Source organism: Rhizobium bangladeshense (assembly GCF_001662075.1).
Taxonomy (GTDB): domain Bacteria; phylum Pseudomonadota; class Alphaproteobacteria; order Rhizobiales; family Rhizobiaceae; genus Rhizobium; species Rhizobium bangladeshense_B.
Genome location: NZ_LYPL01000010.1, coordinates 218,141 through 234,292, shown reverse-complemented (window position 1 = coordinate 234,292; position 16,152 = coordinate 218,141). Strand labels below are relative to the sequence as shown.

Sequence of the window (16,152 nt, the reverse complement as noted above, 5' to 3'; positions counted from 1 at the left end):
GCATGAACACCGGATCACGCGTTGATGAGGGTCATGCGGCCATTCGCAAACTTCCGCCGCAGATCGGGTCCGTATAAACGGCCCTCAAGCAACATCGGCGGGCAAAGCAGGCCGACGATAGTCTATCAAACTAGTCGTGTATGAAAGCGCCAAAAATCGCCAGTGGCAAGGGATTTATTGGACGCGAAGCTTAAGCCATTTAAAAATAAGGATATTTTTCCAACAAAACAGGCTTGCGCCGCAGTGGCCACCTCTCGGCAGCCGCCTTGGCCTGACCGCCTCGCCTTCAACGGACTGGCCGGATTGCGGATCACTGGCTGGCCGCCTCTGCTCTCCCTCGTAGGGTATTTTCAATGGGACCAACATTTGATCCATTCCTCGAACTCTCGTCGCGGCGCCTTTCAATTACGTTCCCCATACACCTATCAACATCTCAAGAAACCGTTCTGCCGCCGGCGACAAGGTGCCGCCGCGACGTCGAACCACGCCGATTGTACGGGAGATATCAGGATTGCGGATGGGGCGGGTGATCAGGAACGGATGGTCATCTCGCGGTGTTGCCATTCGTGGCAGCACCGAAATCCCAAGGCCAGCCTCCACCAAACCGAGGGAGGTAGACAGATGCGTTACTTCGTAAAACCAGCGAAGTTTGATGTTTGATTTTGCCAGTGCCGCGTCGAGCAGCGTCCTGTTGCCGCTCGACCGATGAACCGTAATCAAGTGATAAGGCTCTAGTTCCGCCCATTCGACCCATTGTTTTGCGGCAAGAGGATGGTCCTTTCGCGCAGCAAGCACGAATGGATCTTCCGCGAGACGCTCAAAGGTGAGGTCGGGGTCGGACGTGCCCATGATGTTTATGCCGAACTCCACCTCCCCACTTGCCACGGATCGAAGACCATCAGTGGCAGGCAGATCGAGGATACGAAAGCGGATGTTCGGATATTCTTCGTTGAACTGGCGGATGACCGTAGGCAGGAAGTAGAATGCAGCGGTTGGAAGACATGCAATCGTCACCAATCCGCCGCGGTTGGCTCCAACGTCGCGGACAGCAAAGAGAGAGCCATCGAACTCCTCCAGCATGCGTCGCACTAGGGGCACGAGTTCTGTACCGAGAGCCGTCGCCGACACATGCCTGGTTGTCCGCTCCAAGAGCGGCGCTCCGATAACCTGCTCGAGTTTTTGAATGCGGCGACTCAACGCGGGCTGTGACAGATGCAGGGCGTCGGCGGCGCGATGAAAGCTCTCCAACTCCACGACGCTCATGAAGGCCCGAAGGTCAAGGATCTCACAATTAATGCTCATTTTGCATCAATCCTCCGATTCTTAGCATTTCACAAATAAACGCATCTTCCGATAATTGGATCAAAGCGCGCCGATTGATACGGCGATGACATAATTCCGATGGAAGCACAAGCAATGAACGACCTGTTGGCGATCCCTTGCGTACTGATGAGAGGCGGCACCTCGAAAGGCCCGTTCTTCCTGGCAGGCGATCTTCCCGCAGCTGCCGGTCAGCGTGACGAGATTCTCCTCTCCGTCATGGGCTCAGGTCATCCGTTGCAGATAGACGGCATCGGTGGCGGCAACCCGGTTACAAGCAAGGTAGCCATCGTCGGACCCGCCAGCATTCCCGGCGCCGACGTTGATTATCTCTTTGCCCAGGTGCGGGTCGATCAACAGATTGTCGACACTTCCCCGAACTGCGGCAACATGCTGGCTGCGGTCGGCCCCTTCGCCATCGAAGCTGGGCTTGTCCAGGTTCGTGGAGAAACGACGCTCGTCCGGATCCATAACGTCAATACCAGGAAGCTGATCGAAGCCGAAGTTCCCACTCCAAACGGCAGCGTCTCCTATCTCGGTGATGCTGCAATTGATGGCGTGCCTGGACGTGCAGCGCCGATTGCACTGAGCTTCATGGACGCAGCCGGGGCTCGGACCGGGCAGCTCTTTCCCACTGGCAAGCCTGTCGACCTGATTGATGGTGTGGCCGTCACCTGCATCGACTGTGCAATGCCGATGATGTTGATCGAGGCAGGTTCGATCGGCGCAAGTGGCTTCGAGTCAGCGGCTGAACTCAATGCTGATCGAACATTGCTGGGGCGGCTGGAAGAACTGCGCATCGCTGCAGGCGAACGGATGGGCCTCGGAGACGTGCGCAACCAGGTAACGCCGAAGCCAGTGCTCATTTCCCGGCCAAGGTCGGGAGGCGACATCAGCGTACGGTATTTCATGCCCCATCAATGTCACCCGTCGCTTGCAACCACGGGCGCCGTCGGCATCGCCACGGCCTGTATCAGCCATGAAACGGTTGCTTCGCTTCTGATCGGCGGGCGTACGCCCCCGGTCATGCTTTCCATAGAGCACCCCAGCGGCCACCTGGACGTCAAGCTGTATGAGAGGGACGGCAAGGTCGTCGCCGGAATCCTTCGCACCGCCCGCCGGCTGTTCGAAGGACAAGTCTTCGCAAAACCTGTCGCTCAACTGGGTTGCGCGGCATAATAACCGTGGCCGCCGGGAGGGCGCCACCAACAGGAGGAAAATACCATGCGCAAGCTCATGCTCGCCCTCGCGGCAACCGTCGTGTTTGCCGGTTCTGCACTCGCCGACCCGGTCCGCATCAGCGTCGGCTCTTACAACCTCAACAACCTTCCCTTTCCGGTCGCCCAGGGACTCGGCCTTTATGAAAAGGAAGGGCTGGAGGTGACAGTTGAAAATTTCGCATCGGGCGGATCGAAGACGCTTCAGGCGCTTGTTGCCGGCTCGACCGACATTGCCGTCGGCTTCTACGACCATACGATCCAGATGCAATCTCAGAAGAAGGCCGTCGTCGCCTTCGTGCAGCTTGCCCGCAATTCCGGGCTCGTGCTGGCCGGCGGCAAGGATAGCAAATTCGACCCGGCCAAACCGGAAACGATCAAAGGTGCAAAAATCGGGATTACCTCGCCGGGTTCGTCTTCTGATTTCTTCGTCCGTTATTATCTGCAGCGCCACGGCTTGTCCGCAGACGACATCTCGCTGATTGGCGTCGGCTCCGGATCGGCCGCCGTCGCAGCACTCGAACAGAAGAAGGTCGACCTGCTCGTCAACTACGATCCGGCTGCGACCTTCATCGAAGCCAAGGGTGTCGGCAAAATCCTGATCGATGGGCGCAGCGACGACGGTGCCAGCGCGATCTATGGCGGGATTTACCCAACCTCCGTCCTCTATGCCACACAGAGTTATATCGAGGAAAATCCCGAGACAATCCAGAAGGTCACCAATGCGACCGTCAAAGCGCTCGAATGGATGAATAGCCACTCCGCGGAAGAAATCGTAGAAAAGCTTCCGAAGGAGTTCATTTCCGGCGATCGCGCCACCTACGTCAAGGCGGTCGAGAACGCGAAGGCGATCTTCTCTAAGGACGGGCGCATCAACGAGGACGATATCAAAATTCCGCTCGCCGTCCTGAAGAGCTTCAACGACAAAGTCGCCGCGGCCGAAATCGACCTCTCGAAAACTTACACGAACGAGTTCGTCGACAAGGTCCCGAACGCCGCTGCCAACTGACAGGAGGAGGTCATGGAATTGGCCGTAGTGAAACCCGCACCACCGACGACCCATCCCGGTCAAGCAAAGCCGATGGTTTCCATCGACTCGGTAACAATGTCCTTCGGTGCTTATGTGGCTGTGGAGGACGTCAATCTGAGCGTCTCCGATGGCGAGTTCCTGGCCATTGTTGGACCTACCGGATGCGGCAAAAGCACCATCCTTAACGCGATTGCCGGCCTTCTGAAGCCTGCCAGCGGGACTGTTTCCATCGATGGTCAGCCGGTGCGCGGGGTCCAGAACAACATCGGCTATCTGTTTCAACAGGATGCGTTGCTTCCTTGGAAGACGGCGATCGAGAACGTTGAACTTGGTCCCATGTTCAAAGGTATCGGCGCCGCCGACCGTCGCGAGGAGGCGGTGAGATGGCTTGCGAAAGTCGGGCTCAAAGGGTTCGAGCATCGCTATCCGCACCAGCTTTCCGGCGGTCAGCGCAAGCGCGTGCAGATGGCGCAGGCGCTGATCACCGGCCCCAAAGTTATCCTGATGGACGAGCCCTTCTCAGCGCTCGATATCCATACCCGCCACCTGATGCAGAACGAGCTGTTGAGGCTTTGGCAGGAGGAACGGCGCGCAGTGGTGATGATAACGCACGACCTCGAGGAGGCGATCGCTCTCGGCGATCGGGTGGTCGTGCTTGCCGCGGGACCGCGCTCACGCGTGATCGACAGCTTCCCCGTTAATCTCGAGCGGCCGCGTGATGTCGCTGAAATCAAGCTCGATCCGCGCTTCATGGATCTCTATCGCAACATCTGGGCATCGCTGCGCGGCGAAGTGGAGAAAAGCTATGAACGTCATGACTGAACGCCTCATTCAAATCGCGCTGCTCGTGGCAATTGTCGGAGGCTGGCAGCTCGGTGTCGCGGCCGGCGTCATTGACGTCTTCTTTTTCCCGGCTCCGATCGACATCTTCGACCAGGTTATATCTTGGATAGCGGATGTCAGCTTCTACAGCCATGTGGCCATCACCCTCACGGAAACCGTACTCGGCTACCTCGTTGGAACGGCACTTGGCGTGGCAGCAGGCGTGTGGCTCGGCCTCAGCCGTTCGGCCGCGCGCATTCTGGACCCCTTCATCAAGGGGCTGAACGCAATTCCTCGCGTCGTGCTCGCGCCGATCTTCGTGCTTTGGCTCGGCCTTGGGCTGTGGTCCAAGGTGGCGCTCGCCGTGACGCTGGTGTTCTTCGTCACCTTCTTCAACGCGATGCAGGGCGTGCGCGAAGTCAACCCGGTGGTATTGTCGAACGCCCGCATTCTGGGAGGCAATCGGAGGGACCTGCTTCGCCACGTCTATTTCCCGGCAGCGGCAAGCTGGATTCTGTCGTCGTTGCGCACTTCGGTCGGCTTCGCTGTTGTGGGCGCGATCATTGGCGAATATCTCGGCTCCTCTGCCGGGCTCGGCTATCTGATCGCTCAGGCCGAAGGCAATTTCGATGCGGTCGGCGTCTTCGCCGGCATCCTGATCCTCGCGATCTTTGTCTTGATTATCGACAGCATTCTGGACATCGCCGAGAAGCGCCTCATCAAGTGGCGATCAAGTGCCTCCGAACGGCCGGCGTGACGATCATTAGCGACAACTCAAACAAATGCTAACACGCGCGCTCCCTTCCCAAAGAGGGAGCGCGCAAGCGTTCCGAGCGATTGTGCATTCGGTCGCAACGAGAATCCGGGCGGTTATCTCGTCGACGAGGCAGCACTCAGTGACTTAGAGCCTATCCTGGTTAGATTGAAGCATTCAGCCGGAGCAGGTTTTCGTCAGGGCAGAGTCGATTGGCGATGGGCATACCCCAGGTACGCCCGAGCCGATCGCCTCTGATCCTGGCTAGAGATGCCCGGCCTACCGGCCGCACCGCTTCGCCGTGGCGATGCGATCAGTGCGTCCGGCGATTTTCAAGTCTTGCAGATTTGCCAGGCAAATCTGCGGGAGGGTTGGCTGAAACGGGCCGGCTGATCGACCGGCCGGCTTGGCCGTAGAGCCAGGCTACGACGCGCCGGCCGGTCGACCATCCGACTCCGTTTGAGCCAACAGAATGCTTCAATCTAACCAGAAAAGGCTCTGGTCTTAAGCGCTCTCACCGGGATATTGCTTTGCCTTCAGCAGCCCGGCCAGATGCGCCGTATTGCGCGCCAGCATGTCGACGGCCTTCGTTACGACCTTCGGCACCTTGTCGAGATCAACGAAATTGGTGGAACCCATCGCTTCCCCGACCCAATAGGCGACCGCATTGGCAGGAATGGTGAAGCCGACATCGTTCAGCGCCTGGTAGAGTTCGGCCGACACGTGATGGGCGCCATCCTCGTTGCCGACAACGGCAACGGCTGCGACCCTGCCATAGGAAACCATGCGGCCTTGGTCGTCCGTTTCCTCAAGGAAGGCGTCCATGCGCTCCAGCGCCCGCTTGCAGACGCTGGACGGCTGGCCGAGCCAGATCGGCGTCGCCAGCAGCAGGATATCGGCGTCCAATAGTTTTGCACGGATATCCGGCCAGTCGTCGCCGGCGCCTTCATCCGACGTGACGCCCGGCTTGACGTTGAAATCGGCAAGTCGAACCACTTCGGTCACAACGTCATATTCGGACAACGCCTTGTCGATGAGAGCGATCATCCGGTCGGTCGACGACGGGTCCTTGGCGTCACTGGACTTCAGCGTGGCGTTGAGAGCAAGGGCTTTCAGCGGCATCGTATCTCTCCGGTAACGGGTGCCTGATGGGTCTGGCTGCTGCAACCCACCCGCGCGCCGATTGTTCCCGCGGCCGAGGCGAGGCGGCCTCACGCAAAAATAACCAGTTGGTGAATTCTTTACTTGAACCGCCAAATGGAATCGGCAAAACTGACGGTGCTATCAATCCCTTCATGGATTTGCCGCCTTTTCGGGCCAGCGTCCGAGCACACATCTATTGGAAAAACACCGTGAGCAGCGATGCGTTAACACGTGCGACGAAGCCTTCGGCTTCGATGGCGCTTGCAACTGCGGCAGGTTGGGGCCGAGGCCTCTATACACTGGTGCGCATCACCGTGATGGCCTTCCGCCACCCCTGGCAGGCGGGTTTTGCGATCGGCGCAACCCTTGTCGCCTCGACCTTCCAGCTGATGATCCCCCGCCTTCTCGGCGAGGCCGTCGACCACACGCAGATGGCAATGGGCGGTGGGGCGGCGGGCCAGGCGGCGCAGGACGCGTTGCTGACCACGGCCTTGCTGCTGCTCGGGGCCAGCGTGCTGCGCGGCCTCTTCACCATGGTGCAGAACTATTACAGCGAAGCCGTCGGCCACCACATAGGCTACGAGCTGCGCCTCGCCTGCTACGAAAAGATCCAGCGTCTCTCCTTCAGCTTTCACGACACGGTGCATTCCGGCGACCTGATCACCGTCGGCATGCTCGATCTCGAAGGCGTGCGCATGTATTTTTCCACCGCCCTGGTGCGCATGATCCTGCTCACGATCCTGATCGGCATCGGCGCCTATCTGCTGCTGTCGACCGATGTCGTGCTCGGGCTGCTGGCGCTCTCCTTCGTGCCCTTCGTCGGCTGGCGCTCCTCGGTGACGCAGCTCAGGCTGCGCGCCACCTGGCTCGACCTGCAGGAGCGGCTGTCGGTGCTGACCCGCATCATGGAGGAGAATCTCGGCGGCATCCGCGTCGTGCGCGCCTTTGCCGCGCAGGAGCATGAGCTCACCAAATTCGAGGCGGCCTCGAAGAATGCCCTGGCGCTCGCCCATCAGCGCGTCGGCATCCGCGTCGCCAATACCAGCGCGATGACCTTCTCCTTCTTCGCCGCCATGGGCCTCGTGCTCTGGATCGGCGGCGGCAAGGTGACATCGGGCGAGATGACCGTCGGCACACTCGCCTCCTTCCTGACCTTCATGACCATTCTGCAGATGCCGGTGCGCCAGCTCGGCCTGATGGTCAACGCCTTTGCCCGCGCCTCCACCTGCGGCACGCGCCTCTTTGCCCTGCTCGACCTCGACATCGCGATCAAGGACGCGCCGGATGCCAGGGAATTGGAAGTAACGGATGGCGTGCTGCGCTTCGAGAATGTCAGCTTCGCCTATCCCGGCTCGGAAAAGCGCACGGTGCTGCAGGATGTCTCCTTCGAAGCCCGGCGCGGCCAGACGATCGGCATCGTCGGCCCGCCCGGCAGCGGCAAATCGACCATCGCCCATCTGATCCCACGTTTCTACGACGTCAGCGGCGGCAGGATTACCATCGACGGCCAGGATATCCGCAAGGCGACGCTGCAGTCGCTGCGCCGGGCCGTTGCCGTCGTGCAGCAGGATTCCTTCCTGTTCACGACGACGATCGAGAACAACATCGCCTACGGCGACCCGTGGGCGAAGGAAAGCCGCATCGAACGCGCCAGCGAAAGTGCCCAGCTGCACAATTACGTGCTCGGCCTTCCCACCGGCTACGGCACCGTCGTCGGCGAACGCGGCGTTTCGCTGTCCGGCGGCCAGCGGCAGCGCCTCTCGATCGCCCGCGCGCTGATGCTGAAGCCGGCGGTGATGGTGTTCGACGATTCGACGGCGGCAATCGACGCGGCCACCGAACAGCGCATCCGCAGCGCCATGCGCCGCTATGCCGCCGACCGCGTGACGATCATCGTCGCCCATCGCCTGAGCTCGCTGATGCATGCCGACCAGATCCTGTTCGTCGAAGACGGAAGGATCGTCGAGCGCGGCACGCATCCGGCGCTGCTTGCGCTCGGTGGGCGCTACAAGGCGCTCTACGACCTGCAGGTGCGGCCGGGCGACGAGGTGCTGAGTGCGTGACGCTTGGGTGGCGGCGTTTCCTCTTGCGCCCTCATCCCTGTGCTCGTCACAGGGATCCAGTGCGCCAAGTCCTTGGCGCGGGAAACCGTTTTAAGAATCATTCACCGCGCAGACACGCGGTGGCTGGATTCCTGTGACGAGCACAGGAATGAGGGGAGGATAGGTTATTCCTCCACAACCACTCGCTGCGGATCGAGGCTATTCGCGGTCAGCGGCCGCCAAACCAGAATAAGGCCGTGGTGCTAGGGAGATTGTGATGGCCGAGGAACTGGAAACTGAGCGTCCCGACGTGCGCGAGGATGGGCGCCGGCCGCCGCGGGCGGTGGTCGGCTCGCATCGCGTCGAGGAGGAAATGTTCGGCAAGGCCTTCGACGGCAACATCGTCAAGCGCATCTGGGCTTTCGTCCACCCCTACCGCACCCAGGTGCTCTGGGCGATCGCTGCTGTCCTGACCTTCACGACAATGCAGTTGCTGATCCCGCTGATCATCCGTTACGCCATCGACCACGGCATGTCGCCGGGCGGCAATCCTTCGGCTCTGATTTGGGCGATCGTCGCCTTCGCCATCGCCATCCTTATCAATTATGCGGCAAGCTATGCCCAAGAGACGCTGGTCGGCAATGTCGCGGAAGAGGTGCTCTTCGACATCCGCAAGGCGATGTTCTCGCATCTCCAGCGCGTCTCGCTCTCCTTCATGGACAAGACCGAAGTGGGGCGGCTGATGTCGCGCCTGCAGGGCGACGTCAACTCGATGCAGGAATTCCTCGAAACCTCGGTGCTCTCGGTCGGCGACATCGTGCTGCTCTTCGGCATCGTTTTCGTGATGCTCTATCTCGATTTCAAGCTGGGGCTGCTGACGCTCTCGGTGCTGCCGGTGCTCTTCGTCGTCCGGCTGTTCTGGCTGCCCCTCGCCCGCAAATCCTTCATGGCCGCGCATGAGACCAATTCGGTCGCCAACGGTGCACTTGCCGAAGCGATCCATGGCGTGCGCGCCGTCCAGAGCATGGACCGGCAGGGCGTCAACTTCACGCTCTACGACGACAAGGCGCATGCCAACCTCAAAACGCATCTGACGGCAGCGCGCTATGCGCAGGTGATGGTGCCGATCGTCGACAGCCTGACCGGCGTGGCGATGGCGCTCGTCATCGTCGTCGGCGGCGCCCGCGTTCTCAACCAGGCGCTCGATGTCGGCGTGCTCGTCGCCTTCCTGTTCTACATCCAGCGCTTCTTCGACCCGATCCGGTCGCTGACCCTGCAATATTCGGTGATGCAGCGCGCCATGGCGTCCGGCCAGCGGCTGACCGAAGTGCTCGACGTGCCCGTCGACATCAAGGACGCCCCCGACGCCAAGACCCTGTCGCGCGACATGGACGGTTCGGTCGAATTCAAGGACGTCGTCTTCGGCTACAATCCGAAGCACCCGGTGCTGAAACATGTGAGCTTCAAGGTCAATCCCGGCGAGACGGTGGCGCTGGTCGGGCCGACGGGTTCCGGCAAATCAAGCTGCATGTCGCTGATCCACCGCTTCTACGACGTGCAGCAGGGGGAGGTGCTGGTCGGCGGCCACGATGTGCGTGACCTGACGCAGGATTCGCTGGGGGCGCAGATCGCCATGGTGCTGCAGGAACCCTTCCTCTTCACCGGCACCGTCTTCGAAAACATCCGCTACCACAAGCTGGAAGCGACGCGCGAGCAGGTGATCGAGGCGGCGAAGGCGGTCGGCGCCCATGATTTCATCATGCGCCTGCCCGATGGCTACGACAGCATTCTCGGCGAGCGCGGCGGCAATCTTTCGCTCGGCCAGCGCCAGCTTTTGAGCTTTGCTCGTGCGCTGGTGGCAGACGCGAAAATCCTGGTGCTCGACGAGGCGACCGCCAATATCGACAGCTATACCGAGATGCTAATCCAGAAGGCGCTGGTGAAGCTGCTCGAAAACCGTACCGGCCTGGTCATCGCCCACCGCCTGGCGACGATCCGCGAGGCCGACCGCATCATCGTGCTGCAGAACGGCGAGATCATCGAATGCGGTGATCATCGCCAGCTGATGAAGAACGGCAAGCTGTACTCCAGGCTCTATAACCTCAATTACGCCTCTTTCGACGATATACCCGAAGATGTGCTGGAGGAGACGACGGCGACGCAATCGGCGACCTGACTGCATTAACGCCTGTCGCAAAGTTTGAACGAACAAACGCCTTGCTGCCGTATTTTCCTCTTATCCGGGGCGAGTGCCCACTGAGGAGAATGTTATGAAGAGAATTATTAGCAGCCTGTTGATCGCGACGGCCCTTGTTGGATCGGCTATTCAGCCCGCTGCCGCACGCGACCGTCATCACGACAATACCGGCCGCATCATCGCCGGCGGCGTAGCCGCAGGTGTCGTCGGCGGCCTGATCGGCGGCGCAATCGCCAATGGTGGCCCACGCTACGTCGATGAAGGCCCTCGTTATGTGGAGAGCCCCCGCTATATCGAACCCCAGCCGAGATGCTGGTATGAGGACCGCGACGTCCGCAACCGCTATGACGGCGGCTACCACGTCGAAACCGTGCAGGTCTGCGAGTAGACCTGAAGTTATTTGAAGCGGCGTTGAACTGGTCAGCGCCGCTCGGCTCTCAGCCGAGGTTGCGTTCCGCAGCCTCGGCTTTTTTAGTTTAATATCAACGGCATGCCGGCAGGAGAGCAGCCCCTCATCCGGCTGCCGCCACCAACCGGGGTCGAGCCGCGGGTCTCGACCTGTCCGTCGGACCGTAAGTGTGGGGCCAAGGGAATATGCCGCGACCTCTCCGTTCCTCGCCAACGTCTCCCCGGGGCATGCTCACAACAGTATCTTCGCAAAAAATCCACCCGCCCCGCCGCCTGTCATCTGCCTGTCAGAGACACGCAATAGCTGAGGGCCGATGAATGATGGTCCCGTGAATGCCGGCAAAACGCCGAAAAAGGAGCGCATGCGCTTCGTCAGCGCCGAGCAGGTGGCGCATCTGGCGGGCGTTTCGCGCTCGGCTGTCTCGCGCACCTTCACGCCGGGCGCAAGCGTCGCCCCGGCAACGCGCGAAAAGGTGCTGCGGGCGGCTGAAGAGCTCGGCTACCATGTCAATGATCTGGCGCGCGGCGTGCTTGCCAATCAGAGCCGCCTCGTCGGCATCGTCGCAACGCGGCCGGAGGTCGGCTTTCGCGCGCATCTCGCCGCAGCCCTTGCCAAATCCCTGATCCGCCGCGGCAGCATTCCGATCCTCATCGACACCGGTCAGACGGAAGAGGAACTGCTCGCCGCCCAGAAGATGCTGATCGGCCACCGCGCCGAGGCGATCATCATTCTCTCCGGCTCGCCGCCGGCAAGTTTCCTCGAGCTCGCGCAGCGAAACGGCCAGCCGCTCGTCGTCATCGGCCGGTCGGAGCCCGACGCCGACCACGTGCGCGCCGGCAACTCCGAAGCCTCACGCAAGGCGGCGACGGCTTTTTACGACAGCGGCCGGCGTCGGCTGGCGGCCATCGGCTCCAATACGGGAACGCCTGCGATCGTCGAACGCGAAAGCGCCTTCCTTTCGGCGGCGGAGGCGCTTGGCGCATCCGTCACCCTCGCCCGCGGCGGCGATTCCGATTATGACGGCGGCGTCACCGCCGGGCGCGCGCTTCTCGCGGAAAAAACAAAGCCCGACGCCGTCTTCTGCGCCAATGACCAGATCGCCTTCGGGCTGATGGATGTCCTGCGCCTGGAAGCGCAGCTGCGCGTCCCCGAGGATGTCGCCGTCATCGGCTTCGACGACGTGCCGGAATCCGCGTGGCTGAGCTATCAGTTGACCACCTTCCGGCAGGACCCGCTGACCATGGCGCAACGCGCCGTCGCGCTGTTGGAGCGGCGGCTGGAAAACCCGGATTCGCCGCCGGCTTACGAACGCGTCATTCCCGAACTCGTCATCCGCCTGAGCTTCAGACCGTAACCTCTTCCCCCATGGCTTTTCGCAGACGCCGTCCTGTGGCAAGAAGGGCGACGACGCGCGGCGCTGCAAGGGAGGAAGATCGCCAGAGATGAAGGGAATTCGCCAGCTCGCCGAGCATCTCGACATTTCGATCGGCACCGTGTCCCGCGCGCTGAACGGCAAGCCCGACGTCAATGACGAAACGCGCCGGCGCGTACTCGCCGCCGCCGAAGAGCTTGGTTATGTCGCCAACCAGTCGGGCCGCAGCCTGCGCCAGGGCATGACCAATGTCATCGGGCTGATGCTCGAGGTCAGCCGCGAGACGGTCGAAAACAGCGACGACTTCTTCCTCGGCGTCACCGACGGGCTGCAGAGCGTCTTTTCTCGCCACAAGCTCGATCTGGTCATGCTGCCCTGCCCCGATGATGAGGATCCGCACGAATATCTGAAGCGGATGGTGGCGCGCCGCCTCGTCGATGCGCTGATCATCTCGGCAACACGGCGCACCGACCGGCGCATCGAGCTTCTGGAAAAGGCGCGCATCCCCTTTGTGGCGCTCGGCCGCAGCGCGTCGGGCGGCAGCTATACCTGGATGGACCTCGATTTCGAAGGCGTGGCGGCGCGCGGCGTCGACCGGCTCGTCGCCAAGGGCCACAGGCGGATTGCGGTGGCTGCCCCCTCCTCCGACATCAATCTCGGCTACATCTTCCTCGACAGCTACCGTCAGGCGCTGCAACGCCACGGCCTTGCCTTCGACCCGGCGCTGGTCATCCGCGTCAAGTCGAGCGAACAGGGCGGCTATCAGGCCGGCCACGAATTGCTGATGATCGAAGACCGGCCGACCGCGATCATCCTGATCCACGAGCTGATGGCGATCGGGCTTTACCGCAGGCTGGCCGAGGCCGGCATCGTGCCCGGCCGCGACCTTGCCGTCGTCGGTTTCCGCGAGGAGCCGCGCACGCATTTCCTGCAGCCGTCGCTGACCTCCTTCCGCATGTCGCTGCGCGATCTCGGCGCCCAGCTCGGCGAAACCCTGCTCGCCACCATGCCGGCCTATGCCGAGCATTATCCGCAGGGCGCCCGCAGCAGGATCTGGCCGATGGAGCTCGTTCCGGGCGAAAGCGACGCCTTCACGCTGACGCGCTGAAGCCTTCAGATCCGGCTCGGCGCCACCGCAGCTTCCCGGCTCGACAACTGACGCGTCACGAAGAAGACCAAGAGGGCGCCGGCGGCAAGGCAGGCGGCGAGGAAGAACATCGGTGCGATCGTGCTGCCGCTTTCATCCTTGATCCAGGGCACGACGTTCTGGGCGACGAAGCCGCCGAGATTGCCGACCGAATTGATGGCGGCAAGCCCGGCCGCCGCACCCGCCCCTTTCAGGAACCGCGAGGGCAGGCTCCAGAACACCGGCTGCGGCGCGAAGATGCCGGCGGCGGCGATGCAGAGGAAGGAAAATTGCAGCGTGTGGTTCGGAATCAGTGCCGATAGCAGCAGGCAGGCCGCGCCGATGAACGCCGGAATGACGATATAGGGCGTCTTCGATTGCGCCTTGTCGGCCATGGCCGGGACGGCATAGAGCGAGACCGCGACCAGCAGCCAGGGAATGACGTTGAGAAAACCGTTGACGGTGTTGCTGACGCCGAAGGCCTTGACGATGGTCGGCAGCCAATAGCTGAGACCATAGGCCGACAGCGGAAAAGCGATATAGCAGAGCGCCATCAAAAGGACGCGCGGGTCGACGAGCGCCTTGAAGCCGTCCGACGCATGTTCGCCCATGCCGGCATTTTCCGAGGCCAGCCGCCGTTCGAGCCAGGCCTTTTCCTCGCTGCTCAGGAAGCTCGCATTTTCCGGCCGGCCGGGAAGATAGAAGAAGGTGACGATGCCGGCGATGACGGCGGGAATACCGGTCGCCAGGAAAACCCATTCCCAGCCGGCAAAGCCGTAGAGGCCGTCGAGATCGAGCAGCGCGCCGCCGAGCGGTGCGCCGACGGCATTGGCGATCGCGCTGAAGATCATGAACAGGCCGACCATCCGGCCGCGATAGGCTGACGGGAACCACAACGTCAGGAGATAGAGAACGCCGGGAAAGAAGCCGGCTTCGCAGACGCCGAGCAGGAAGCGCAGGATATAGAACATCGCCGCGTTCTGGGTGAAGGCGAGCCCGATGGTGACGAGGCCCCAGGAGGCCAGGATGCGGGCGAACCAGACACGTGCGCCGAGCCTGTCGAGGAAGAGATTGCTCGGCACCTCGAAGAGAAAATAGCCGATGAAGAAGAGCGAAGCGCCAAGGCCATAGGCATATTCGCTCAGGCCAAGGGCATCGACCATTTGCAGCTTGGCGAAGCTGACATTCTGCCGGTCGATATAGGCGATCAGATAGAGGATGCCGAGAAACGGCATCAGCCTCCAGGTGATTTTCGAGATCAGCCGCTTCTCATCGACCATGCGTTTTCTCCAAAATGATCATGTTGCGTCGGAGGACCGTAGATAGTGCCGCCCGGCAATATTCAATTGGACGAGGTATTTCCCCGATGCCGCAACCCAGATTGGTGGCCGCATCCGGGGATCGGGTGCGGCCGGTTTTGACTATTCAGCAGCGGCGACGGCGGCGCGGCGGCCGATCGTTGCCTGGGTCAGCACGAAGGCTGCGAAGGCGCAGACGGCGATGCCGGCTGCCATCGGGACGGCGGTGCCGTCGAAGAACAGGCTCGAGATCACCATGGCGACGGCGGCGATGACGAAATGCAGCGTACCCATCAGCGACGAAGCGGTGCCGGCGATTGCGCCGTGATCCTCAAGCGCCAGCACCGCGCTCGTCGGGATGACGAGTCCGAGGAAGCCGTAACCGATGAACAGGAAGCTTGCCATGACAGGCAGCGCGTTGAAGCCCGAAGCCATCACCACCGCCATGACGACCATGGCAAGCGCGAAGGCGCTGACGGCGATCCGCATGACGCGCACCAGCCCGAAACGCTCGCCGAGCCAGCCCGTCGCCTGCGATACCGCGAAGAAGGAGACGGCGTTGATCGAGAAGGCGAAGCTGTACTGCGTCGGCGTCAGCCCATAATGCTCAATCAGCACGAAGGGCGAGTTGGCGAGATAGACGAGGAAGCTCGAAATGCCGAGGCCGCCGATGAAGGTCAGCGTCAGAAAGTTGCGGTCGGAAAGCAGCAGCCGGTAGGCGGCCATGGCGCTCCCGAGGCCGCTGCCGCTGCGCTCGGTGGCCGGGCGCGTCTCGTCAAGCTGAGTGGCAAGCAGGACGAGGCCGATCAAGGCAGCTGCTGTCACCGCCCAGAACACGCCGCGCCAGCCGTAGAATTCGATGACGGCGCTGCCGGTCAGCGGCGCCAGGATCGGCGAGATCGAGAAGACCAGCATCAGCAGCGACATCAGGCGCGCGGCCTGCACGCCGGTATGCATGTCGCGGACGATGGCGCGCGGAATGACCATGCCGGCGGCGCCGCCGAAGCCTTGGACGAAACGGAAGGCGATCAGGGTTTCGATATCGGTCGCAAGCGCGCAGCCGACCGAGGCGAGCGCGAAGAGGCCGATGCCGAGATAGAGCGGCAGCTTGCGGCCCCACATATCGGACAGCGGACCGTAGAAGAGCTGGGCGAGCGCGAAGGAGATGAAGAAGGCGAGCAGGGTCAGCTGCGTGACATTATTATTGGCATGCAGGTCCTGGCCGATCGAAGGCAGCGCCGGCAGATACATATCGATAGCAAAGGGGCCGATGGCCGACAGAAGGCCGAGAATGAGCGCAATGCGAAAGAAGGAAGCCGTCATAATGGTGATCTTTCATAAAAGCGAAGCGGAGCGCCGGGTCGTCACTCCGCCGCATTGCTCTTAGGGGTTCAATGATGATCGTTCGCGCGAAGACGAAGT

The 16,152-nt window shown here is 61.7% G+C and carries 13 protein-coding genes; 9 read left to right on the top strand and 4 right to left on the bottom strand.

Features of this window, described 5'->3' with window-relative positions:
* Window positions 1-405: 405 nt before the first annotated feature.
* On the bottom strand, window positions 406-1,302 hold the full coding sequence (locus A7X77_RS20550) for a LysR family transcriptional regulator (protein WP_064684684.1): 897 nt from the start codon (window positions 1,300-1,302) through the stop codon (window positions 406-408).
* Window positions 1,303-1,416: 114 nt separating this feature from the next.
* Between A7X77_RS20550 and A7X77_RS20545 the strand changes: the two genes are divergently transcribed.
* The 4 genes from A7X77_RS20545 to A7X77_RS20530 are packed head-to-tail and all read left to right on the top strand — an operon-like array spanning window position 1,417 to window position 5,146.
* Window positions 1,417-2,499 carry a 4-oxalomesaconate tautomerase gene (locus A7X77_RS20545; RefSeq protein WP_064684683.1) on the top strand — a complete coding sequence of 361 codons (1,083 nt, stop codon included), beginning with the start codon at window positions 1,417-1,419 and terminating at the stop codon, window positions 2,497-2,499.
* A 45-nt stretch (window positions 2,500-2,544) separates the two neighbouring features.
* Complete coding sequence (locus tag A7X77_RS20540; RefSeq protein WP_064684682.1) at window positions 2,545-3,546, top strand: ABC transporter substrate-binding protein; 1,002 nt, start codon at window positions 2,545-2,547, stop codon at window positions 3,544-3,546.
* Between the two features lie 12 nt (window positions 3,547-3,558).
* Entirely contained in the window at window positions 3,559-4,389 is an 831-nt protein-coding gene (locus tag A7X77_RS20535) for an ABC transporter ATP-binding protein (protein ID WP_064684681.1), read from the top strand.
* On the top strand, window positions 4,373-5,146 hold the full coding sequence (locus A7X77_RS20530; RefSeq protein ID WP_064684680.1) for an ABC transporter permease: 774 nt from the start codon (window positions 4,373-4,375) through the stop codon (window positions 5,144-5,146). Before A7X77_RS20535 ends, A7X77_RS20530 begins: the two co-directional genes overlap by 17 nt.
* A gap of 501 nt (window positions 5,147-5,647) precedes the next feature.
* Here A7X77_RS20530 and A7X77_RS20525 read toward each other — a convergent pair.
* A complete protein-coding gene (locus tag A7X77_RS20525) occupies window positions 5,648-6,265 on the bottom strand; it encodes a flavodoxin family protein (RefSeq protein WP_064684679.1) in 618 nt (205 codons plus the stop codon).
* A gap of 275 nt (window positions 6,266-6,540) precedes the next feature.
* Here A7X77_RS20525 and A7X77_RS20520 point away from each other — a divergent pair, with 275 nt between their 5' ends.
* The 5 genes from A7X77_RS20520 to A7X77_RS20500 all read left to right on the top strand — a co-directional run bounded on the left by A7X77_RS20520 (window position 6,541) and on the right by A7X77_RS20500 (window position 13,414).
* A complete protein-coding gene (locus tag A7X77_RS20520) occupies window positions 6,541-8,349 on the top strand; it encodes an ABC transporter ATP-binding protein (protein ID WP_064684721.1) in 1,809 nt (602 codons plus the stop codon).
* 256 nt (window positions 8,350-8,605) lie between these two features.
* On the top strand, window positions 8,606-10,504 hold the full coding sequence (locus tag A7X77_RS20515; RefSeq protein WP_064684678.1) for an ABC transporter ATP-binding protein: 1,899 nt from the start codon (window positions 8,606-8,608) through the stop codon (window positions 10,502-10,504).
* Window positions 10,505-10,598: 94 nt separating this feature from the next.
* Window positions 10,599-10,913 (top strand): hypothetical protein, encoded by a 315-nt coding sequence (locus A7X77_RS20510; RefSeq protein ID WP_064684677.1) that lies wholly within the window; start codon window positions 10,599-10,601, stop codon window positions 10,911-10,913.
* 334 nt (window positions 10,914-11,247) lie between these two features.
* Window positions 11,248-12,288 (top strand): LacI family DNA-binding transcriptional regulator, encoded by a 1,041-nt coding sequence (locus tag A7X77_RS20505; RefSeq protein WP_064684676.1) that lies wholly within the window; start codon window positions 11,248-11,250, stop codon window positions 12,286-12,288.
* Between the two features lie 88 nt (window positions 12,289-12,376).
* Window positions 12,377-13,414 (top strand): LacI family DNA-binding transcriptional regulator, encoded by a 1,038-nt coding sequence (locus A7X77_RS20500; protein WP_064684675.1) that lies wholly within the window; start codon window positions 12,377-12,379, stop codon window positions 13,412-13,414.
* Between the two features lie 5 nt (window positions 13,415-13,419).
* Here the strand turns inward: A7X77_RS20500 and A7X77_RS20495 are convergent, their stop codons facing one another.
* Both A7X77_RS20495 and A7X77_RS20490 read right to left on the bottom strand, forming a co-directional pair.
* On the bottom strand, window positions 13,420-14,712 hold the full coding sequence (locus A7X77_RS20495; RefSeq protein ID WP_064684674.1) for an MFS transporter: 1,293 nt from the start codon (window positions 14,710-14,712) through the stop codon (window positions 13,420-13,422).
* A 141-nt stretch (window positions 14,713-14,853) separates the two neighbouring features.
* The gene (locus A7X77_RS20490) at window positions 14,854-16,053 is read right to left on the bottom strand and encodes a multidrug effflux MFS transporter (RefSeq protein WP_064684673.1); all 1,200 of its coding nucleotides are present in this window, start codon (window positions 16,051-16,053) and stop codon (window positions 14,854-14,856) included.
* Between the last annotated feature and the right edge of the window lie 99 nt (window positions 16,054-16,152).